Origin of the sequence: Klebsiella sp. KP20-425-1 (assembly GCF_025813515.1) — a bacterium.
GTDB classification, from domain to species: Bacteria; Pseudomonadota; Gammaproteobacteria; order Enterobacterales; family Enterobacteriaceae; genus Klebsiella; species Klebsiella pneumoniae.
The window spans coordinates 21,105-41,015 of sequence record NZ_CP109614.1 but is presented as its reverse complement, the minus strand read 5'-3'; the positions used below and the strand labels follow the sequence as shown (position 1 = coordinate 41,015).

General features: G+C 60.0%; 22 protein-coding genes. 7 read left to right on the top strand and 15 right to left on the bottom strand.

What is annotated here, in order from left to right; translation table 11 throughout:
• Nucleotides 1-126 precede the first annotated feature (126 nt).
• The 8 genes from OHJ17_RS00205 to ivbL form a co-directional block, all read right to left on the bottom strand.
• Nucleotides 127-579: a DUF1198 family protein gene (locus tag OHJ17_RS00205; RefSeq protein WP_002923278.1), complete on the bottom strand. Its 453-nt coding sequence runs from the start codon at nt 577-579 to the stop codon at nt 127-129.
• A 136-nt stretch (nt 580-715) separates the two neighbouring features.
• Nucleotides 716-2,107, bottom strand: coding sequence for a hexose-6-phosphate:phosphate antiporter (gene uhpT, locus OHJ17_RS00200; RefSeq protein ID WP_002923280.1), 1,392 nt, complete (start codon nt 2,105-2,107; stop codon nt 716-718).
• 145 nt (nt 2,108-2,252) lie between these two features.
• The gene (locus OHJ17_RS00195) at nt 2,253-3,581 is read right to left on the bottom strand and encodes an MFS transporter (RefSeq protein ID WP_004145056.1); all 1,329 of its coding nucleotides are present in this window, start codon (nt 3,579-3,581) and stop codon (nt 2,253-2,255) included.
• 11 nt (nt 3,582-3,592) lie between these two features.
• On the bottom strand, nt 3,593-5,074 hold the full coding sequence (uhpB, locus tag OHJ17_RS00190) for a signal transduction histidine-protein kinase/phosphatase UhpB (RefSeq protein ID WP_020324525.1): 1,482 nt from the start codon (nt 5,072-5,074) through the stop codon (nt 3,593-3,595).
• 17 nt (nt 5,075-5,091) lie between these two features.
• Nucleotides 5,092-5,685 (bottom strand): transcriptional regulator UhpA, encoded by a 594-nt coding sequence (gene uhpA, locus OHJ17_RS00185; RefSeq protein WP_002923282.1) that lies wholly within the window; start codon nt 5,683-5,685, stop codon nt 5,092-5,094.
• Nucleotides 5,686-5,835: 150 nt separating this feature from the next.
• A complete protein-coding gene (gene ilvN / locus OHJ17_RS00180) occupies nt 5,836-6,123 on the bottom strand; it encodes an acetolactate synthase small subunit (RefSeq protein ID WP_002923283.1) in 288 nt (95 codons plus the stop codon).
• Nucleotides 6,124-6,126: 3 nt separating this feature from the next.
• Nucleotides 6,127-7,815 carry an acetolactate synthase large subunit gene (gene ilvB, locus OHJ17_RS00175; RefSeq protein WP_004198592.1) on the bottom strand — a complete coding sequence of 563 codons (1,689 nt, stop codon included), beginning with the start codon at nt 7,813-7,815 and terminating at the stop codon, nt 6,127-6,129.
• 104 nt (nt 7,816-7,919) lie between these two features.
• Entirely contained in the window at nt 7,920-8,015 is a 96-nt protein-coding gene (ivbL, locus tag OHJ17_RS00170) for an ilvB operon leader peptide IvbL (RefSeq protein ID WP_002923286.1), read from the bottom strand.
• Between the two features lie 12 nt (nt 8,016-8,027).
• On the opposite strand from ivbL, the gene OHJ17_RS00165 reads away from it, so the two are divergent.
• From OHJ17_RS00165 to emrD, 5 genes are all read left to right on the top strand, one after another.
• Nucleotides 8,028-8,195 (top strand): hypothetical protein, encoded by a 168-nt coding sequence (locus OHJ17_RS00165; RefSeq protein WP_014343455.1) that lies wholly within the window; start codon nt 8,028-8,030, stop codon nt 8,193-8,195.
• Between the two features lie 452 nt (nt 8,196-8,647).
• Entirely contained in the window at nt 8,648-8,767 is a 120-nt protein-coding gene (tisB, locus tag OHJ17_RS00160; protein ID WP_004145059.1) for a type I toxin-antitoxin system toxin TisB, read from the top strand.
• A gap of 90 nt (nt 8,768-8,857) precedes the next feature.
• The gene (locus OHJ17_RS00155; RefSeq protein WP_002923294.1) at nt 8,858-9,304 is read left to right on the top strand and encodes a GNAT family N-acetyltransferase; all 447 of its coding nucleotides are present in this window, start codon (nt 8,858-8,860) and stop codon (nt 9,302-9,304) included.
• Between the two features lie 68 nt (nt 9,305-9,372).
• On the top strand, nt 9,373-10,206 hold the full coding sequence (locus tag OHJ17_RS00150; RefSeq protein WP_002923296.1) for a DMT family transporter: 834 nt from the start codon (nt 9,373-9,375) through the stop codon (nt 10,204-10,206).
• Between the two features lie 175 nt (nt 10,207-10,381).
• Entirely contained in the window at nt 10,382-11,566 is a 1,185-nt protein-coding gene (gene emrD / locus OHJ17_RS00145; RefSeq protein WP_004181587.1) for a multidrug efflux MFS transporter EmrD, read from the top strand.
• Nucleotides 11,567-11,725: 159 nt separating this feature from the next.
• Here the strand turns inward: emrD and dsdC are convergent, their stop codons facing one another.
• Both dsdC and OHJ17_RS00135 read right to left on the bottom strand, forming a co-directional pair.
• A complete protein-coding gene (gene dsdC, locus OHJ17_RS00140; RefSeq protein ID WP_004150274.1) occupies nt 11,726-12,649 on the bottom strand; it encodes a DNA-binding transcriptional regulator DsdC in 924 nt (307 codons plus the stop codon).
• Nucleotides 12,649-12,783 (bottom strand): hypothetical protein, encoded by a 135-nt coding sequence (locus OHJ17_RS00135; protein WP_004150275.1) that lies wholly within the window; start codon nt 12,781-12,783, stop codon nt 12,649-12,651. The genes dsdC and OHJ17_RS00135 overlap by 1 nt, the downstream gene beginning before the upstream one ends.
• Before the next feature lie 91 nt (nt 12,784-12,874).
• On the opposite strand from OHJ17_RS00135, the gene dsdX reads away from it, so the two are divergent.
• Together dsdX and dsdA are read left to right on the top strand one after the other, a co-directional pair.
• Complete coding sequence (dsdX, locus tag OHJ17_RS00130; RefSeq protein WP_004173855.1) at nt 12,875-14,212, top strand: D-serine transporter DsdX; 1,338 nt, start codon at nt 12,875-12,877, stop codon at nt 14,210-14,212.
• Between the two features lie 17 nt (nt 14,213-14,229).
• A complete protein-coding gene (gene dsdA / locus OHJ17_RS00125) occupies nt 14,230-15,558 on the top strand; it encodes a D-serine ammonia-lyase (protein WP_004173854.1) in 1,329 nt (442 codons plus the stop codon).
• 3 nt (nt 15,559-15,561) lie between these two features.
• Here dsdA and OHJ17_RS00120 read toward each other — a convergent pair whose 3' ends face one another.
• The 5 genes from OHJ17_RS00120 to OHJ17_RS00100 form a co-directional block, all read right to left on the bottom strand.
• Nucleotides 15,562-15,984: a radical SAM protein gene (locus OHJ17_RS00120; RefSeq protein ID WP_002923302.1), complete on the bottom strand. Its 423-nt coding sequence runs from the start codon at nt 15,982-15,984 to the stop codon at nt 15,562-15,564.
• Nucleotides 15,985-16,058: 74 nt separating this feature from the next.
• Nucleotides 16,059-16,421, bottom strand: coding sequence for a DUF202 domain-containing protein (locus tag OHJ17_RS00115; protein WP_002923304.1), 363 nt, complete (start codon nt 16,419-16,421; stop codon nt 16,059-16,061).
• Nucleotides 16,411-16,758, bottom strand: coding sequence for a YidH family protein (locus tag OHJ17_RS00110; protein WP_002923305.1), 348 nt, complete (start codon nt 16,756-16,758; stop codon nt 16,411-16,413). Before OHJ17_RS00110 ends, OHJ17_RS00115 begins: the two co-directional genes overlap by 11 nt.
• Before the next feature lie 101 nt (nt 16,759-16,859).
• Entirely contained in the window at nt 16,860-18,182 is a 1,323-nt protein-coding gene (locus OHJ17_RS00105; protein ID WP_002923306.1) for a 6-phospho-alpha-glucosidase, read from the bottom strand.
• Nucleotides 18,179-19,801, bottom strand: coding sequence for an alpha-glucoside-specific PTS transporter subunit IIBC (locus OHJ17_RS00100; RefSeq protein ID WP_002923307.1), 1,623 nt, complete (start codon nt 19,799-19,801; stop codon nt 18,179-18,181). Before OHJ17_RS00100 ends, OHJ17_RS00105 begins: the two co-directional genes overlap by 4 nt.
• Nucleotides 19,802-19,911: the final 110 nt, after the last annotated feature.

Here is a 19,911-nt window from a genome sequence, read left to right as displayed (position 1 = left end):
TCCTGCCGGATGGCGCTTACGCTTATCCGGCCTACAAGTGACGAGTGAGGAAACCGTAGGCCGGATAAGGCGCAGCCGCCATCCGGCACACAAAAGCGATGAACCACAGGCCGGATAACAATGAGATCAGTGCAGCCAGTGCACGCCGTCTTCCGGGAGAAACAGGTCGTTGTAGCGCTGCTGTAGGTTATGTAAATCGCTCACATCCGGGTCCAGCTCGCGCAGAAACCCTTGCGCCAGGCGGATCTGCGCCTCGGTAATCGGCGCCGCTAAACGCGCTTTTTGCATCAGGCGATACCAGTAATGCAGGTTTTTTTCGCTGGCGTCGACAATCGCGACCTGCCAGATGAGCAGCACCTGGGCGGCGTTCTGCAGATGCGCTTCATTCGGCCGCTCCAGGTAACGCAAATACTCATTACCGGCGGTTTTTCCCAGCTGATCGATCATCGATTCCAGCGGGACAGGCGTGATGCCGAGGCGTTCGCTCAGGCGGCGGATCGCGCGGCGTGAATCAGAGGTAAGCACCCGAAATCCCACAACAAACACCACTACCAGGGTGGCCAGTCCTATCCAGATCATGCATCCTCTCATCCAATCGCAGCCTGTCTATCATAATGGGAATTTGCCTGCTGTCGACTGTCGGACCTGGCATAATGCGCAAGAAATAAAAAAGCCCGGCGCGAAGGCCGGGCAAGGTTACCAAATACCTGGTGAATCAGGCGGTCTGCAAAATACGGTTCTTTTTCTCGCGGCGAATTTTACGCTCTTCAAAGATAGCCACGATGGCCATCAGGCAGATACAGCCGACGGCGGCGGCGTCCAGCGCCGCAAAGGTGCCGGCCCAGCCGGTCAGGCCGAAGACCGGGGTGCCGTCGGCGATCATCCCGAGACCCAGTTTGGCGAAGCTATCGCCGATCAGATAGGCGAAGGTGCCCTTGATTCCATCGGCGGCGCCGATCGCTTTTTTCGGTACGAAACCGACGGCGGCGACGCCGATCAACAGCTGCGGACCAAACACCAGGAAGCCCAGCGCAAATAACGAGGCCAGATAGACGTACTGGTTGCTGGCGTGTTGGTAAACCCCAAGGGTGGCGATAATCAGCGCCAGCGCGATGCAGGCCACCAGCGCGCGGCGGCCGTTGGCCAGATCCGACAACCAGCCCCACAGCAGCGTGCCGACCAGCGCGCCGACCTCAAACAGGGTAAAGCCCTGAATCGCCACCTCTTTCGACAGCTTCAGCTCCTGGAAGGCGTACACGGTGGACCACTGATCGATACCGATACGCACCACGTAGAGGAAGATGTTGGAGAAGCACAGCAGCCAGATCACTTTGTTTTTCAGCACGTACTCAACAAAGATCTGCCACTTGGTCATCGCATTTTCTTCGGTCTCTTTGTCCTCTTCGCTGATCGCTTCGCCAAACAGCTCTTCCGCCGTGCCGAGGCCGTAGGATTCCGGAGAGTCGCTACCGTAGCGCAGGCCGATAAAGCCAACGATCAGCGCAATAATCGACGGGAAGATAAACATGCCGATCACATGGCCGTCGAACAGATAGTTGGCGCCAAACAGCGCCACGCCCGCCGCGCCCGCGCCGCCGAGGTTGTGGGAGATATTCCAGAAGCCGAGGAAAGTGCCGCGTTTGCGTCTGGGCGTCCACTTGGTGATGGTGGAATAGCTGCACGAGCCGCCGGTGCTCTGGAAGAAACCGCTCAGCGCATAGAAGGCGATCATCAGGAACAGGCTGGTAGAACCCGCCCCCATGCTGGCGCTAAAGCCCAGCATACAGATGGCGGAGAGGATCAGCATAAACGGCAGGAACTGCTTGGTGTTTTTGCCGTCGGCATAATAAGAGACCAGCGTCTTGCCCACGCCGTAGGTGATGGAGAAGCCCAGGCCAATCATCCCCAGCTGGGTCATGCTCAGCCCGTAGGTGGAGATCATGTCGTTCTGCGCGATGTTAAAGTTCTTGCGGATCAGGTACATGGTCAGGTAGCCGATGAAGACCACCAGATAGGACTGCATGAAAGGTTTGAACCACATTTTGCGCCGCACATCGAGCGGCAGATCCAGGGTCGGCTTGCGCACCTGATTCAGAAAGGCCAGCATGGGTATCTCCTGAGCTGATTTTTTATGCCTGCGTAATAACCAGGCATTGTAAAAACCAGCGCGCCGTCTGGCCTGAGACGGCGTCCAGGTAAAACCGGGAAAATTTCTTAGTTTTGCCCCGTTCGCGGCGAAAGGGTGAGCTACATCACGCTTCGCTGGCGGTACGCGGCGCCTGCGCGTTTAAAAACGGCAGCAGCAGTAGCGCGGAAATGCCGGCGGCAATCGCAATCACCACGAAGAATCCGGTCCAGTGCCAGATATCCATCACCTGCGCCAGCGGCCAGCCGGAAAGCGAGGCGCCAAGATAAGCGAACAGGCCGACAAACCCGGTTGCCGCCCCGGCGGCTTCTTTATGCGAACATTCCGCCGCCGCCATGCCGATCAGCATCTGCGGGCCGAAAACGAAGAAACCGGTAGTGAAGAAGCAGGCCGCCTGCATGACATAGCTGGCGAACGGCATCAGCCACAGGCCGCCAACCGACAGCAAAATTCCGGCGGCGAAAATCAGGTTCATCGGCCCACGGTTGCCGTTAAACAGCTTATCCGAGCCCCACCCTGCCACCAGCGCGCCGATAAAACCGCCCAGCTCAAACATGGTCACCGCCGAGTTAGCGGTCACCAGATCGACGCCTAGCGTCTCCGACATATACAGATTGCCCCAGTCGTTAATCGCCGCCCGCACCACGTACACCAGCACATAGCACAACGACAGCAGCCAGATGTAGGGATTGGCCAGCACGTAGCGGGTCAGGATCGCTTTACGAGACATCCCAGCGCCTTCCTGCTGCTGGGCGATTTCCAGCGCATCGTGACGCCAGTCGCCCACGGCGGGTAACCCCACCGCCTGCGGGCGATCGCGCAGCCGCCAGCACAGATACAGTCCGGCGAGGATCGCCAGACAGCCGGCAATGGTCATCCCGGCACGCCAGCCGTAGTGCAACGCCGCCGCTCCCACCACCATCGGGATCAGCGCGCCGCCGACGTTATGCGCCGTATTCCATAGCGCCCACCAGCCGCCGCGCTCGGTCCGCGAATACCAGGCCGTCAGCAGTCGGGCGCAGACCGGCGAGCCCCAGCCCTGGAAGAAGGCATTCAGCGCCCACAGCAGCGCGAAAGCCCATAGTGAGGAAGAAAAACCGAACAGAATATTCACCACCCCGGTGGCGATAAGCCCAAGCCCCATAAAATAGCGGGCGTCGGAGCGGTCGCTGACGATACCGGAGAAAAATTTCGACAGTCCGTAGGTGATATAGAACAGCGTGGCCAGCAGGCCAATATCGCTGCGGGTCAGGACGTTGCTGGCGAGAATTTCCGGGACCGCGGCGTTAAAGCTTTTGCGGGTGAAATAGAACAGCGCGTAGCCCAGCCAGATGGTCAACAGGATATGGCGACGCCAGTAGCGATAACGCGCATCAAGCTCGCGTTTATCGCTTATCGGCGCAGCGTCCGGCGGGGCTTTTAAAAAGGCGAACATCGGCGATCCTCTCAGGCGTAACGCAGCGGTAGATTGACGCACACCCGGGTACCATGGGTGCAGGAGATCGTCAGTGTGCCGCCCAGGGCGGTCACGCGCTCGCGCATGCCGGTCAGGCCGAACCCCTGCAGATTCGACCCCGGCGGCAGGCCGCAACCGTCATCTTCCAGCACCAGCATTAGTCGCTCATCCTGCTGCCAGCCCTGCAGAGTGACAGCGCTGGCGCTGGCGTGCTTGACGATATTATTCAGCCCCTCCTGGCAAACGCGAAACAGCGTCACGCGCTGGTTCTCGCTCAGTCCCGCCTCGTTAATCCGCCAGTCGAGATGGCTGACAATGCCGCGGTCCTCCAGCTCCATCTCGCGCATCAACGAACGTACCGCCTGCTCCAGCGGCAGGTCGTCGAGCTGACGCGGACGCAGACGGCCTAGCAGTCTACGCACCGAGTCGTAAACTCCCAGCGACAGCTGTTCTATCAGTTGACCGCTCTGGCGCACGCTGGCGTTGTCCGGCGCCAGCCGCTGTACGATCCCGGCCTGGGTGCGGATCGCGGTGATGGTCTGGCCGATATCATCATGGAGCTCGCGGGCGACGTCTCGCCGCACGCTCTCTTCGGTCTCCAGCAGGCGTTCCGCCAGCCGACGATTACGCGCCAGCTCGCTTTGTAATGACTGATTCAGCTCGCGTAGCCGCTGGATCCCCGCCCCCAACAGCAGCCCGGTGAGGCTCTGTGCCAGCAGGGAAAGCAATAAATCGACCGGGTGATCGTGCCAGGTCTGGCTGGCAATCAAGGCGATAGCGTTCATCAGGGTGGCGATCAGCGCTCCCTGCCAGCCGTAGTGCCAGGCGAGGGCGATAATCGGCAGCGCCAGACAAAACGGGGTAAAGCGGGAGAGCTCGGCGGGCAGGCCAAGCTGCAGCCACAGGCTAATGGTGAATAACAGCAGATACCAGATCAGATGCCGCCCGCGCCAGTTAACCGGCTGCGCCACCAGCGCCGGCCCCAGCGGCCGCCAGACGGTGCTGGTAAGATAGTGCCAGAAAACCAGGCAGGTCGGCGCCAGCGTCAGGCCGCCGGTCAGCGTCAACAGCAGGGCGTTAAGCCCCTCGTCCCCCTCCGCCAGCCACGGCAGCGATTGCAGCAGCGCGGCGGCCATTAACGCCCCGCCCTGACGCAGCAGCGTCAGCCAGTCGCGCTGCTGCCGGTAGCGCGAGATCAACGCCACCGGCAGCAGAGTCAGCAGGCTTCCGGTCATCAAAATTATCGGGTGCGCCAGCGCCACCTCCTGCGCCAGCCAGAAGATAAGCAGCCACTCGGTTCCCAGCAGCACTGGCCAGTAGCCGCGGGGGCATTGCAGCATTAACCCCAGCCGCAGGCCAAAGGGAAACAGCAGCACCGCTAAATCCGCGCGTTCCACCAGATGCAGACTGATGCTCCACAGGCAGAACCAGGCGGCCGCGAAGATAAAGGCGCAGCCGATGACCGACAGCAATCGTGAGACGACGGCCTTCATTGCCAGCTATCGAACATGCGGCGCGCCAGCTCAACGTCGTTGCTGACGCCCAGCTTTTCCAGCAGGTTGGCGCGGTGTACGTGGACGGTTTTCGGCGACAGACCGAGCTCGGCGGCAATCTCTTTCACCGCCATGCCCTGCGCCAGCTTTTCCGCCACCTGACGCTCGCGTTTGGTGAGCGGATCCTGGCGCCCGGCGGCCAGCTTCATGGCGATATCCGGCGTGAGATAGCAACCACCCGCCGCCACCGTGCGTACCGCGGCGATAAGTTCATCGGGGCTGCAGCGTTTCGACAGGAAGCCGCGCGCGCCGGCATTCAACGCTTGCTCGATCAGCGCCGGGCTATCGTGTACCGACAGCATGATGGTCGCCATCCCCTTCGGCAGCTGGCTGAGCAGCTCCAGCCCGGAAATATCCGGCATGGAGATATCGCAGATACAGACCTGCACGCCGCGCCCCGGTAGCCCCGTCAGCGCCTCGCGGCCGCTACCAAATTCGGCGACAACCTGAAAATCAGCTTCCAGCCCCAGCAGCTGAGCAAAGCCGGAGCGGACAATCAAATGATCGTCAATAAGGGCGATGGTGGTCATGGTGTGTCCTGGTGCCTGAAAACGCCGGATGGCGGCGTAAACGCCTTATCCGGCCTACGGATTCACTGCCTGTAGGCCGGATAAGCGCAGCGTCATCCGGCAAAGGCGCTTACCTTAGCGATAAGCGCGTGGCTGTTCAAGCCTTGAGCGCTATTCGAAGAACACCGCAATTTTGTTAAACATGGTGGGATCGGACTGGTTACGCGCCACTTTGGTGACATCTTCCAGCTTTTCAATCTGGCTAATCATCTGCCCCAGTCGCTGGTCATCATTTACCAGCAGCCAGATGCGGCTGTGTTCGCTGCCCTGAATTGGCAGACAGAGAATGCCTTCGACGTTAAACGCGCGACGGGCAAAAAGCCCGCACACGTGGGTCATGACGCCGGGATGGTTGCGGACGGTGAGTTCCAGAATGACGTTATCACATTGTTTTTGCATGGCTTATTCCCCCACCATTTCAGTATTGGCCGCACCCGGCGGTACCATCGGATACACTTTCTGCTGTGCGTCGATGCGCACGTGGATCAGCGCCGGCCCCGGACGGTCGATGATCGCCTGCAGCGCCGCCTGCGGATCGACTTCATTATTTAAATCACAGGTTTGCAGGCCAAAACCGGCGGCAATCTGCATAAAGTTAATCATCCCCGGATAGGTGGCGGCAAAAACGCCCTGCTGATAGAACAGGCTCTGCTGCTGATGCACCAGCCCCAGCGCTTCGTTGTTCAGCAGGATAATTTTTACATCCAGCTGATTTTCGGCGGCGGTGGCCATCTCCTGAATATTCATCATCAGGCTGCCGTCGCCGGAGAAGCAGATAACCTTGCGCTGCGGATTCGCCAGCGCCGCGCCGATGGCTGCCGGCAGGCCGAAGCCCATGGTGCCGAGGCCGCCGGAGGTCAGCCACTGGCGCGGACGATTGAGCGGGTAGGCCTGCGCCGTCCACATCTGGTGCTGGCCAACGTCGGTAGTGATGATCGCTTCATCATCCACGCAGGCGGCCACGGCGTTAATCAGGCCGTAATGGGAGAGCGGGTCGCTTTCCTGCGGGATGGCGCAGGGGAATTCGCGCTGCAAGTCGGCCACCAGCTGGCGCCATTCCTCGCGCGGCTGCGCCTCAATATGCGGGTTCAGCTGGGCTAAGACTTCCGCCACATCGCCCTGAATCGCCACGTGCGGTTGCTTGATTTTGCCCAGTTCGGCGCGGTCGATATCGACGTGGATAATCTTCGCGTTCGGGCAGAACTGCTCGGTCTTGCCAATCGCCCGGTCATCAAAACGGGCGCCTAAAACAATCAGTAAATCCGCCTCCTGCAGAATGAAGTTGGTGCTGCGCGCGCCGTGCATCCCCAGCATCCCCAGCGACAGCGGGTGCGCCTTCGGCAGCATGCCCAGCGCCATTAAGGTCATGGTGGTCGGCAGGTTGGCTTTTTCCGCCAGCTCACGGATCGCCTGCGGCGCGTTAATCACCCCGCCGCCCAGATACAGTACCGGGCGTTTCGCCGCGTTGATCATTGCCGCCGCTTCACGCACGCTTTCAGGCGCGAATGCCGGTGCCGGGGCGCGCTCGCCAGGCTCAGGCAGCGCTTCCAGCTCAATGGTCGCCGACTGTACGTCTTTAGGAATGTCTATCCACACCGGCCCGGGACGCCCGGACTGGGCAATACGGAAGGCGTCGCTGATCACTTGCGGCAGCTCGGCAATGTCGCGCACCAGATAGTTATGTTTGGTGATGGGGATAGAGATGCCGTAGGTGTCCACTTCCTGGAAGGCGTCGGTACCGATCATCGAGGCCGGTACCTGGCCGGTGATGCAGACCAGCGGAATCGAATCCAGGCGGGCATCGGCGATCGCCGTCACCAGGTTCGTCGCCCCCGGGCCGCTGCAGGCCATACAGACCGCCGGCTTGCCTTCGGTACGCGCCATCCCCTGGGCGATAAAGCCCGCGCCCTGCTCATGGCGCGCCAGGATGTGGCGGATCTGCGTGCTCTGGCTTAAGGCATCGTAGATAGGCAGGATGGAGCCGCCCGGAATGCCGCTGACCATAGTGATACCCTGGCGCTCCAGTAAATGAACAACCAGCTGCGCGCCGGTAAAGCGCATTGTGTTTGATGTGGTGCCCGAACTTGCCATGCTCCAGTCCTTTTCTTCTGGGCCGACTTTACCGGGGGGCTCGCCAACAAAAAACCCCGCTCGGTTTGCGCCGGCGGGGTTTGGAATTCGTGTTGTTCCGGACCCTACGGCGCATTGCCGACGACGACCACCACAGACACGACGACCACCGCGGCTGGCGCGGTTTTTAGTAGGGTCGAAGCGATCAGGGTTGCGTTCATTAGGGACCTGTTGTGTCGAAAAATAAGCTGAATTTATACAAACACAGGTTTTACGTTTTCACAATGGATTTATTTTCATCCACGAAAATTTGCGCGAAAGATCACAGTTCGGCGCAAAAGGGCAGAAAACAAAAAACCCCGCCGGAGCGAGGTTTTTATCAGCATGGTTACAGGTGGTAGCCGCAAGCACACTGTATTACGTCAACGCCAAAAGTATACGCGATCGCTGCAGTTCGCGCAATTTAAGGTCGGTTTTTCTCTGTCATAGAGTATGGATGAGAGGGGCGGATTTGTCCAAAAAATACTGTTCATCCATACAGTATTTATCTATACTGGGTGTGTTCACTTTGTGCCATTCGGGGGCCGCAAGTTTGACCGGCGCAACGAAGTCCTGGCTGAAACGGGTGGTGCCGTCAGTGCCTTAACCCCGAGAGAGCACACTGTGTTACGTCAACAACGTGCAGTCACTGGCCCGCGCGGCAACGCGTGGTTCAGCGCTGCGCACCCCTGTCGTTGCAGGCGGCGGGCCGGGAAGCCGTTCATGGAAAGGACGAACTATCGGCCAGGGCAGACGCCGCCGGCGACAGGCAGGGATAAGCTGGCAACGGGCAGCGGAAAGGTACGTCAGCTTATTGTGCTCCTTAACCACAGGAGACGCGCGTATGGGCGGAATGGATATTATTATTTTGATCCTGAAACTCATGGTTGCTGTGTTGCAACTACTTGATGCAGTCCTGAAACAGTTCCGCTGATTCAGGTTCAAGTCGCACCTGAGGGGGGCGGGAAACCGCCCCCCTGCAGGCGCCCGCCGGGCGTCCCGGGATGACTTGATGGAGGAAGCTATGCCACCCCTGTTAATTGCCGCCACGACGCCGGATGCCCCGGGGTTCGCGGCGCTACGAATTGAAAGCCTTGAACAGCATTTCAATATGCTGCGCCGCCTGGCGGAAAACTGGCAGAGCGGCAAAAACCGCTTTAACGCGCCGGGCGAAACGCTGCTGGGCGCCTTCGTCAACCACCAGCTGGTAGGGGTATGCGGCATCAATAGCGATCCCTTCAGTCCGCAGCCGCGGGCCGGGCGCATTCGCCACCTCTACATCAGCGAACGCTACCGTCGCCGGGGCATCGGCCAGCAGCTGCTGGTCTCGGTTATCACCCACTCCAGCGCCTGGTTCGACTTTCTCAACACCCATGCCCCGGCGCAGGCCTGGCCCTTTTATGAAAGGCTTGGTTTCCGCCCGGTGTACGATGAACCGCGGGTGACGCATCGCCTGTTTTGTTCGCTTTAACCCCCCGCTGGCAGGCAGCGCGGGCGCGTGTTACATTCCGGTGACCTTCACTGTTGAACCTGTCTGCGATGACCCTCACCGTATTCTGCATTTTGCTGTTCGCCGCCCTGCTGCACGCCAGCTGGAACGCTATCGTCAAAGCCAGCGGCGATAAAATGTACGCGGCGATCGGCGTCAGCGGCTCGGCCGCGCTGATCGCCCTGGTGATGCTCCCCTTTGCCCCGCAGCCCGCGCTGGTCAGCGCCCCCTATCTGCTGGCGTCGTGCGCGTTACAGGTGGTGTATACGGTGCTGGTGGCGAAGACCTACCAGGTATCGGATATGAGCCAGACCTATCCGCTGATGCGCGGCACTGCGCCGCTGCTGGTGGCAGCGATAAGCGTGCTGTTCCTCGGCGATCGTCTGTCGCCGCTGGCCTGGCTGGGCATCGGCGTCATCTGCCTGGCGATTCTGGCGATGGCCTTTAACGGCCGCGCCAGCTCGCGCAAAGGCATCGTGCTGGCGCTGATCAACGCCTGCTTTATCGCCGGTTATACGCTGGTGGACGGCACCGGCGTCCGGCTGGCGGGCTCGGCGCTGGGCTACACCCTGTGGACCTTTTTTATGAACGGCTTCTGCCTGCTGTGCTGGGCGATGGTGGCGCGACGGCGTGAGGCCAGTCGTTATTTACGTCAGCACTGGAAAAAAGGCATCCTCGGCGGGATCGGCACCATGGGCTCCTACGGCCTGGCGCTATGGGCGATGACCCAGGCCCCGCTGGCGGTGGTCGCCGCGCTGCGTGAAACCTCCATTCTCTTCGGCGCGCTGATCGCCTTTATCGTCCTGAAAGAGCAACTGATGCCGCTGCGCATCGTGGCCGCCTGCGGGATTGCCGCCGGGGCGATCCTCCTGCGCCTGGCGTAGCCTGAGATGGCAACATTAGTTGCCGTTCCTGTTTACATAATCTGCCTGGAATTCCCTCAACAATCGGCACTTTGCAGTTGTTCTGTCATTTTAATATGGTAGATTCCTCCATCGTTTACGGGATGTGGTAGTCACATATTCTTCATTTCTCTTTACTCACAAAGTATTCATCGACATGAAACGGCATAAGAACTTCAATTTGTTGTTGATGCTGGTACTGCTGGTGGCCGTCGGCCAGATGGCGCAGACCATTTATATTCCGGCCATCGCCGACATGGCGGTCGCGCTGAACGTCCGCGAAGGGGCGGTACAAAGCGTGATGGCGGCCTACCTGCTGACCTACGGTATTTCACAGCTATTCTACGGCCCGCTCTCTGACCGCGTCGGTCGCCGCCCGGTGATCCTCGTCGGGATGTCGATTTTTATGCTGGCGACGCTGGTAGCTATTACCACCCATAGCCTGCCGGTGCTGATCGCCGCCAGCGCCATGCAGGGGATGGGCACCGGGGTCGGCGGCGTGATGGCGCGCACCCTGCCCCGCGACCTGTACGAAGGCGCTCAGCTGCGTCATGCCAATAGCCTGTTAAATATGGGTATTCTGGTCAGCCCGCTGATTGCCCCGCTGCTCGGCGGCATCCTCGACACCCTGTGGAGCTGGCGCGCCTGCTACGCTTTCCTGCTGGTCCTGTGCGCCGGGGTGACCTTCAGCATGGCGAAGTGGATGCCGGAAACGCGCCCGGAAGGGGCGCCGCGCACCAAACTTCTGGCCAGCTACAAAACGCTGTTCGGCACCGGCGCCTTTAACTGCTATCTGCTGATGCTGATCGGCGGCCTGGCGGGGATTGCGGTATTCGAAGCCTGCTCCGGGGTGCTGATGGGCGCGGTGCTCGGCCTGAGCAGCATGGCGGTGAGTATTCTGTTTATTCTGCCGATCCCGGCGGCGTTCTTCGGGGCGTGGTTTGCCGGCCGCCCCAACAAGCGTTTCCCGACCCTGATGTGGCAGTCGGTGATCTGCTGCCTGCTGGCGGGTCTGATGATGTGGATCCCAGGGCTGCTGGGCATCATGACCGTCTGGACCCTGCTGGTGCCTGCGGCGCTGTTCTTCTTCGGCGCCGGGATGTTGTTCCCGCTGGCCACCAGCGGCGCGATGGAGCCGTTCCCGTTCCTCGCCGGAACCGCCGGGGCGCTGGTGGGCGGCTTGCAGAATATCGGCTCCGGCGTGCTGGCCTGGCTGTCGGCGATGATGCCGCAAACCGGTCAGGGCAGCCTCGGCCTGCTGATGATGCTGATGGGCCTGTTGATTCTGCTGTGCTGGCTGCCGCTGGCCTCGCGCTTTACCCACCATCAGCAGCCGGTATAAGCGCGGCGGCCGTTCCCCGGATGGCGGCTGACGCCTTATCCGGGCTACCGGACTGGTCGTCTGCCGGCCCGCGCAAGCGCAGTGCCGTCATTTTGCCGGGTGGCGGCGCACGCCCTACCCGGCCTCCCTAACAACTCCGAGGGATAGCCCGGCTCTTTTTCAGGTCAGGCTATGCAGCCACTCGATAAAGGCGTCGATTTTCGGCCACTGGCGGCCCGGCAGGGTGGTCACGTAATAATGCTGATGGCATTTCAGCGTCATATCGCCGAACGGCGCGATAAGCTCGCCGCTCTCTAACCGCTTCTGCACCAGCCGTTTACGCCCCATCGCTACCCCGACATGATTCATCGCCGCAATCACCGCTAAATCAGAACGATCGAAGCCAATGCCCGACGATTGCGGCAGTTCAATTCCAAATTGCTGTGCCCAACTGAACCATTCATCGGTGCCGGAATCATTGCTCCATGCCTGGCGATCGTGAAGCAGCGTACAGTGGCGCAGACTGGCAGGATTTGACGTTAACTGCAGCTGGCGGGCGTAATACGGCGTACATACCGGCACGATCGCCTCATCCATCAGAAAATGGTGGCTTAGCTGCGACGACGGCGCGTCATCAAAATAGATTGCCAGATCGATACCCGCCCGCTGCAGGTTGACGTTATCGTTGCCGGTCAGCACGGTCAGCGAGATGGCCGGGTAGCGGCGACTGAAATCCCCCAGCGCCGGCACCAGCCAGCACTGGGCGATAGAGGGCCGCGAGTAGACCGTCAGACTGCCGGAGAGCTCCTGGTTTTTGATGTCCAGAATCTCCTGATTGAGACCATCCAGCGACGCCTTCAGCGCCCAGTAAACGCGCTTCCCTTCACGCGTCAGCTCCACTTTGCGGTGCGAGCGGACAAAGAGCTGGATCCCCAGCTCCTCTTCCAGCTGATTAATCCGGTGACTGACGGCGCTTGGGGTGAGCGCCAGCTCGTCGGCGGCAAGGGCGAACGACTCGTGCCGCGCCGCCACCTCAAACGTCGACAGCCTGGAGAGTTGCCAGCCGTTCAGCAACCGGGTACCTAAGGTTTTTAGCACATCCATTATGCGCTCCTGGCGATAATAGGGAGTCTGGATGATAAAAAAATAATGCCGGAACTTCCGCTAAAGGATGAGTTAATTTGACCCATAGCATATTTAGAGGTCACTTTTAGAGCTAAATCACCTTTTTGATTCAATTTGGCTCATCTGAAAGGTCATTTATATCGTTTGTCAGCCCATGCCGAGTTTCTGTTCAATAACCACACGTTACTTACGGCGAGGTGGGGTATGGAATCGCAAATTTGGGTTGTGAGCACATTGCTGATTAGCATCGTGTTAATTGTATTAACCATCGTCAAACTGAAGTTTCATCCGTTTCTGGCGCTGCTGCTGGCGAGCTTTTTCGTCGGGGCGATGATGGGAATGGGCCCGCTGGAGATGGTCAACGCCATTGAGAGCGGGATCGGCGGTACGCTGGGCTTCCTGGCGGCGGTGATCGGTCTCGGCACCATTCTCGGCAAGATGATGGAGGTCTCCGGCGCGGCGGAGCGCATCGGCCTGACGCTCCAGCGCTGCCGCTGGCTGTCGGCGGACGTGATTATGGTGCTGGTCGGCCTGATCTGCGGCATTACCCTGTTTGTCGAAGTCGGGGTGGTGCTGCTGATCCCGCTGGCATTCTCCATCGCCAAAAAAACCAATACTTCGCTGCTGAAACTGGCTATTCCGCTGTGTACCGCGCTGATGGCGGTGCACTGCGTGGTACCGCCGCATCCGGCCGCGCTGTTCGTGGCGAATAAACTGGGGGCTGACATCGGGACGGTTATCGTCTATGGCCTGCTGGTCGGTCTGATCGCCTCGCTGGTCGGCGGCCCGCTGTTCCTCAGGCTGCTCGGCAACCGCCTGCCGTTTAAACCAGTGCCAGCCGAGTTTTCCAACCTCGACGTTCGCGAAGAATCGACGCTGCCGTCGCTCGGCGCCACGCTGTTTACCGTGCTGTTACCGATTGGCCTGATGCTGGTGAAAACCGTCGCTGAACTGAATATGGCGAAAGGCGGCACGCTGTATACAGTGCTGGAATTTATCGGCAACCCCATCACCGCGATGTTTATCGCCGTCTTTGTCGCCTATTACATGCTCGGCATCCGTCGGCAAATGGGGATGGGCGTTCTGCTGACTCATACCGAAAACGGCTTTGGGTCCATCGCCAACATCCTGCTGATTATCGGCGCCGGCGGCGCATTCAACGCGATTTTGAAATCCAGCGGCCTGGCCGATAGCCTCGCGGTGATCCTGTCGAACCTTGATATGCACCCGATTTTGCTGGCCTGGCTGGTGGCGCTTATCCTGCACGCCGCCGTTGGCTCCGCCACCGTGGCGATGATGGGCGCTACCGCCATCGTTGCCCCGATGCTGCCGCTTTATCCCGGCGTAAGCCCGGAGATCATCGCCATTGCCATCGGTTCCGGCGCCATTGGCTGCACGATCGTCACCGATTCCCTGTTCTGGCTGGTAAAACAGTACTGCGGCGCCAGCCTCAGTGAAACGTTCAAGTACTACACGACAGCGACATTTATCGCGTCGCTACTTGCACTGGCCGCCACCTTCCTGCTTTCTTTCATTATCTGAGCGCAAAGAGACGTATGATGAAACACGCTGACCTGACCACCTTAACCGCGACCTTCCCGCTTGTGCAGGATCTGATCGCCCTGAAAGAAACCACCTGGTTTAACCCGGCAACCACCACCCTGGCGGAGGGGTTGCCTTACGTCGGTCTGACCGCCGACGATGTGCAAGACGCCCATGCCCGCCTTCAGCGCTTCGCGCCCTATCTGGCGGCAGCCTTCCCGGAAACCGCCGCGAGCGGCGGGATTATCGAATCAGAAGTGGTTGCCATTCCGGCAATGAAACGCAGCCTTGAGCAAAAATTCGGCCAGCCAATTAGCGGCGAACTGCTGCTGAAAAAAGACAGCCATCTGCCGATCTCCGGCTCAATCAAAGCGCGCGGTGGGATTTATGAAGTGCTGACCCATGCGGAAAAGCTGGCGCTGGAAGCCGGGCTGCTGACGACCGCAGACGATTATCGCAAATTGCTGACGCCGGAGTTTAAACAGTTCTTTAGCCAGTTCAGCATCGCCGTCGGCTCCACCGGCAACCTTGGGATGTCGATCGGCATCATGAGCGCGCGCATTGGTTTTCAAGTCACGGTGCATATGTCCGCCGATGCCAGGGCGTGGAAAAAAGCCAAACTGCGCAGCCACGGCGTAACGGTGGTTGAGTATGAAGAGGACTATGGCGTGGCGGTCGAACAGGGGCGCAAGGCAGCGGAATCCGACCCGAACTGCTTTTTTATCGATGATGAAAACTCGCGCACGCTGTTCCTCGGCTATGCCGTAGCCGGCGAGCGCCTGAAAGCGCAGTTCGCGCAAGCAGGACGCGTGGTCGATGCCGATCATCCGCTGTTCGTCTATCTGCCGTGCGGCGTCGGCGGCGGCCCCGGCGGCGTGGCATTTGGCCTGAAGCTGGCCTTCGGCGACCACGTTCACTGCCTGTTCGCCGAACCGACCCATTCGCCATGCATGCTGCTCGGCGTCTATACCGGGCTCCACGACCAGATAGCGGTGCAGGATTTAGGCATTGATAACCTGACCGCGGCCGACGGTCTGGCGGTCGGCAGGGCGTCCGGGTTCGTTGGCCGGGCAATGGAGCGCCTGCTCGACGGGTTCTATACCCTTGACGACCAGACGATGTATGACATGCTGGGCTGGCTGGCGGCAGCGGAAAATATCCGCCTTGAACCCTCCGCGCTGGCCGGGATGGCCGGAGCGCAGCGGGTCTGCGCCAGCAAAGCGTACCATCAGCTGCAGGGGCTGAGTGAGCAACAGCTGCAGCAGGCCACCCACCTGGTGTGGGCCACCGGCGGCGGCATGGTGCCGGAAGAGGAAATGGCGCAGTACCTGGCGAAGGGGCGCTAATCTTTAGCGCAGCAGCGGCATCAGCGCCTCTGGCGGCCGCTGCTGTCGCCGCAGGTCCCGCATCACTCGCATATAGGGCCCGCTAAAATCGTAGAACTGCCGGTAACCCGCGCACAGCGGGTCTTCCTGTTCGCCACAGCGGCACAGGCGCAGCCACGGGCAGCCGTAGCAGGTGCTGTTGGCCGCCGGCGCGCCTGGCTGGGTCAGCGTCTCGCCGCACCAGGCGCTCAGCGTCTCGCTAAACAGTAAAATATTGATGCGCCCAATATCTTCCCGCACCCAGCGGTGAAAGACTGCGCAGAGAAACTCTCCCCAAAGCGCGGCGTCGCCGGCCGCCAGCTGCGGAATAAAATGGATAGCGGTGAGCCCCTGTTGACGAAGCTGCGCATAGAACGCCTGCGGTTGATGGCAATGATGCGCCTCCACCACGACAGCCTGAAAGGGAGTGTCATGTTGCTGGCCGGGGGCATGAGTGAGAGGCAAATTCGCCGGACATCCTGTCATGACATATCCCTAATGAATAAAACGATCGGTTGAAGGTGAGTAACAGCAAACAGGAATGCCAGAGAAAGTACTGCGAGTGCGATCAAAAATTTGTCACGAACCGCCCGCGGCTGTAAAAAATCGCTATCGTCGACGTCCATCAGATGACGACGGCGGGTATAGCCCCAGAGGATCACCGCCACAATCGCCAGCACGCCGATCGACAGCCAGAACGGCAGGCCGGCGCGGTGCCAGCTGTGCTTAATCGCCAGCGCCATCAGCGCGCCGTAGCCCAACAGGGTGCGAAACCAGGCCAGCGAGGTGCGCTCTGGCTGAAGACCGGGATCGCTTTCCCGCCGCGCCCGGCGTTTATCCGCCATACACCACCAGCAGCATCACCGCGGCCACCACCGCCAGCAGCAGAATGCTAATCACCAGCAGCGTGCGGGTATAGGGAAGGTCCTGCTTGAGACGCATCGCCTTCTCGTTATTCAGCCAGCGCAGATAGCCATAGATGGCCATGCCGCCGGCAAAGAGACACAGCAGCAGGGCGAGAATTTCACGGATCAGCGGCGTGGCAAAGTCCGGCGCTAACTGGTCAAGGCCGACGCCGGCGGCGAGAAAACCGAGCGCCGTGCGGATCCATGCCAGAAAGGTGCGTTCGTTAGCCAGCGAAAAGCGGTAATCCGGCGCTTCGCCGAGGCGGGAGATTTTCATTACAGTTCCTTGTTCATCGCGCTGCAGGCTTCAGCATAGCGTAAATCAGGAACCGGGGAGAAGAACCGGCGCCCCGCAGGGCGCCGGTATTACAACGGGGATTAATGCAGCTCAGGCCAGTAATCTTTGTTGGCGGCAATGAGGTCGTCGAGGATCGCTTTCGCCACCGAGGCGCTCGGCACGGTTTTCGACAGGGTAATCGCCTGCCACAGCTTGTGGTAAGAGCGCTGTTCCCAGGCATCGACCACCAGTTTTTCCACTGCCACCTGCTGGCTCATCAGCCCTTTCTGGAAATGCGGGATGTCGCCGACCGTCAGCGGCTCCGGTCCGTTGTGGCCTACCAGACAAGGGATCTCCACCATCGCGTCGGCGTCAAAGTTATGGATCGCGCCATTGTTCGGCACAATCAGCAGCATCCTTTCCTGCGTGTTAAAGGCGATAGCCGTCGCCAGATCGACGATATAGGAGGCATGCTCGTCAATCTCCAGATCGCCGGCGGTGGATTTCCCGGCGGCGATGATCGCCCGGCAGGCGCTGAAGACGTTTTTCTCCCGATGATCCATCACCTCATTGGCGCGGGTGCGTTCCGGGTTGGAGTGGGCTACCACATAGTCCGGGAACAGATAATATTTCAGGTAGGTATTCGGCATGGTCTGCGGATCCAGCGCCTGCACATCTTTCGCTTTGGCAAAGGTGTCGTTCCAGCTGGCCTCGGTGTGCGGATCGTTCGAGGGCGGCACATAGCCGTATTTCGCCACATATTCGCGCAGTTTCGGCATCAAATCATTGCCGTCGAGGTCCTCAATCGAGGTCCACCAGCCGAAATGGTTGAGGCCGTAGTAGCGCACGCGCATCTGTTTACGGTCTTTGAGGCCGACAATCTGCGCCATCCGCCCTTCAATGCCGATCGGCATATCGCAGATGTTGAGGATTTTGGCGTTCGGCCGCAGACGACGAGTGGCTTCCGCCACAATCGCCGCCGGGTTGGAGTAGTTAAGCATCCAGGCGTTCGGCGAATATTTTTCCATATAATCCACCAGCTCCAGCACGCCGCCGATAGAGCGCATACCGTAGGCGATCCCGCCCGGTCCGCAGGTCTCCTGGCCCAGCACGCCGTGGCGTAGCGGGATTTTCTCATCTTGTTCACGCATCGGATATTTCCCGACGCGGATATGCGCCATGACAAAATCAACATCGGTAAACGCCGCCTGCGGATCGGTGGTATAGCTGAATTCAATCTCCGGCGCCTGCTCTTTGAGGATCACTTTGCACGCCTCGGCGATGGTCTCCTGGCGCGCGCCGTCGTTGTCGTAAAATTTCAGCGACCGCAGCGGAAAACGATCCTGGTTTGCCAGCAGCATCAGGACAATGCCCGGGGTGAAGGTGCTGCCGCCGCCTGCGATAACAACTGAGAATTTTTTCATGATACTGCCTCCGTCATGGTGGTATGTTCGGTCGAAAGAGAATCTTTCATCAGGTTTTCCAGCTGGTCGCGCACCTGGGGAACGTGCAGGCCGACGATGACCTGAATCCCGTTGCCGCGGCGTACTACCCCGTGGGCGCCCAGCGCTTTAAAGACGTCGTCACTTTGCGTTTTCGCCATATCGACCAGCGCGATGCGCAGTCGGGTGGCGCAGTTGTTGATGCTTTCAATGTTGTCGGCGCCGCCGAGGGCCTGCAGGAAGCCAGCGGCCTGACCCAGCCGGGTCTCTGGCGCGGCGGCGGCCGTGGTTTTACCTCGTGCCGCCTGGTAATCGGCCTTGCTGTAGAGCTTGATTTCGCTCTCTTCCCGGCCAGGCGTCTTCAGGTTCAGACGCAGGATCAGGGTGCGGAAGACTACGAAGTAGAGGGCGGTGAAACAGAGGCCGATGCCTATCTGAATGAACATCATCGAAGCGTGGTGATGGAACATTGGGATCCAGTTTTGCGGCAAGAATTGATCGAGCAGGCCGCCGCCGAAGTTGCCCACCACGCCGCAGATGTACATCACCGTCGCCATGGTCGCCGCCAGCACCGCGTGAACGGCGAACAGCAGCGGCGAGATGAAGAGGAAGGTGAACTCCAGCGGCTCGGTGATCCCGACCAGCATCGCGGTCAGGGTGGCGGGGATCAGCAGACCGGCGACCTTGACGCGGTTTTCCGGCGCGGCAGTGAAGTAGAGCGCCAGCGCAATCCCCACCGAACCAAACACTTTCGAGTTACCGTGCAGGGCAAAGCCGCCCTCCGGGAACAGCGTCTTCAGCGGTTCCGTACTCTGACTGAACGCCTGCAGATGCTCTGCCCAGTAGACCTGCAGTCCGCCCTCCACCACCGCCGGGCCAAAGATGAACGGGCCATAGACGAAGTGGTGCAGGCCGGTGGGGATCAGGATGCGCTCAAGGAAGATGTAAACCCACACCCCAAGCGCCCCGGCTGAGCGCAGAAAGGCCTGCAGCGATTCAATGCCCAGCTGGACCTTTGGCCAGCCGAGCAGGGTCAGCCAGGCGCAAGGGATCATCGCGAGGAAGGCGACAATGACCACAAACGATGAACCCTGAAAGATGCCGAGGAATACCGGCAGGGGTTTATCGAAATAGCGATTGTGCAGGGCCGTCACCAGACCGGAGATGACGATGGCGCCGATAATGCTGGTGTCGAGGGTTTTGATCCCGGCAATCATCGTCAGGCCGCTGCCGGCCGTGGGTTCAGCGGAAAAATCGACGCCGAAGAAGTGGCCCCAGGTCATCCCCATGGCGTTGATAAAATAGTTCCAGGTGAGAAAGCTCACCAGCACCGCCAGACAGGCCCGGCCCTGGGCCTGTTTCGCCAGGCCGATCGGCAGACCGACGGCGAAAATCAGCGGCATATTACGAAAGACGGTCCAGCCGCCCTCCTCAATGATGTGAACGATCTGGGCAAACAGGCTGTCGGGTGCGGTCAGCGCTTCGCCGACGAACATCGGGTTGCGCAGCATGATGGCGATACCGACCACAATCCCGGCAAAAGGAAACAATAAAACCGGGGTAAACATGGCGCCGCCAAAGCGTTGTATTTGACTGAGCATTGGGAAATCCTCATGTAACAACTCGTAGGGTGAGTGGCCTTCTTTTTCTTGATTACCGGCCTGACTGGAGAATAAAAATTTGCCCGTCCGACAACATGCCGCGCCGTTGC

What these genes read in the sequence shown, in the direction of transcription:
- OHJ17_RS00155 (WP_002923294.1), top strand. Translation starts at nt 8,858, where the DNA reads ATGCCACCCCTGTTAATTGCCGCCACGACGCCGGATGCCCCGGGGTTC.
- dsdA (WP_004173854.1), top strand. Translation starts at nt 14,230, where the DNA reads ATGAAACACGCTGACCTGACCACCTTAACCGCGACCTTCCCGCTTGTG.
- OHJ17_RS00105 (WP_002923306.1), bottom strand. Translation starts at nt 18,182, where the DNA reads ATGAAAAAATTCTCAGTTGTTATCGCAGGCGGCGGCAGCACCTTCACC.
- uhpT (WP_002923280.1), bottom strand. Translation starts at nt 2,107, where the DNA reads ATGCTGGCCTTTCTGAATCAGGTGCGCAAGCCGACCCTGGATCTGCCG.
- OHJ17_RS00100 (WP_002923307.1), bottom strand. Translation starts at nt 19,801, where the DNA reads ATGCTCAGTCAAATACAACGCTTTGGCGGCGCCATGTTTACCCCGGTT.
- ivbL (WP_002923286.1), bottom strand. Translation starts at nt 8,015, where the DNA reads ATGAACGCAACCCTGATCGCTTCGACCCTACTAAAAACCGCGCCAGCC.
- emrD (WP_004181587.1), top strand. Translation starts at nt 10,382, where the DNA reads ATGAAACGGCATAAGAACTTCAATTTGTTGTTGATGCTGGTACTGCTG.
- OHJ17_RS00195 (WP_004145056.1), bottom strand. Translation starts at nt 3,581, where the DNA reads ATGTTCGCCTTTTTAAAAGCCCCGCCGGACGCTGCGCCGATAAGCGAT.
- OHJ17_RS00115 (WP_002923304.1), bottom strand. Translation starts at nt 16,421, where the DNA reads ATGGCGGATAAACGCCGGGCGCGGCGGGAAAGCGATCCCGGTCTTCAG.
- dsdC (WP_004150274.1), bottom strand. Translation starts at nt 12,649, where the DNA reads ATGGATGTGCTAAAAACCTTAGGTACCCGGTTGCTGAACGGCTGGCAA.
- OHJ17_RS00110 (WP_002923305.1), bottom strand. Translation starts at nt 16,758, where the DNA reads ATGAAAATCTCCCGCCTCGGCGAAGCGCCGGATTACCGCTTTTCGCTG.
- OHJ17_RS00205 (WP_002923278.1), bottom strand. Translation starts at nt 579, where the DNA reads ATGATCTGGATAGGACTGGCCACCCTGGTAGTGGTGTTTGTTGTGGGA.
- ilvN (WP_002923283.1), bottom strand. Translation starts at nt 6,123, where the DNA reads ATGCAAAAACAATGTGATAACGTCATTCTGGAACTCACCGTCCGCAAC.
- OHJ17_RS00150 (WP_002923296.1), top strand. Translation starts at nt 9,373, where the DNA reads ATGACCCTCACCGTATTCTGCATTTTGCTGTTCGCCGCCCTGCTGCAC.
- dsdX (WP_004173855.1), top strand. Translation starts at nt 12,875, where the DNA reads ATGGAATCGCAAATTTGGGTTGTGAGCACATTGCTGATTAGCATCGTG.
- uhpA (WP_002923282.1), bottom strand. Translation starts at nt 5,685, where the DNA reads ATGACCACCATCGCCCTTATTGACGATCATTTGATTGTCCGCTCCGGC.
- ilvB (WP_004198592.1), bottom strand. Translation starts at nt 7,815, where the DNA reads ATGGCAAGTTCGGGCACCACATCAAACACAATGCGCTTTACCGGCGCG.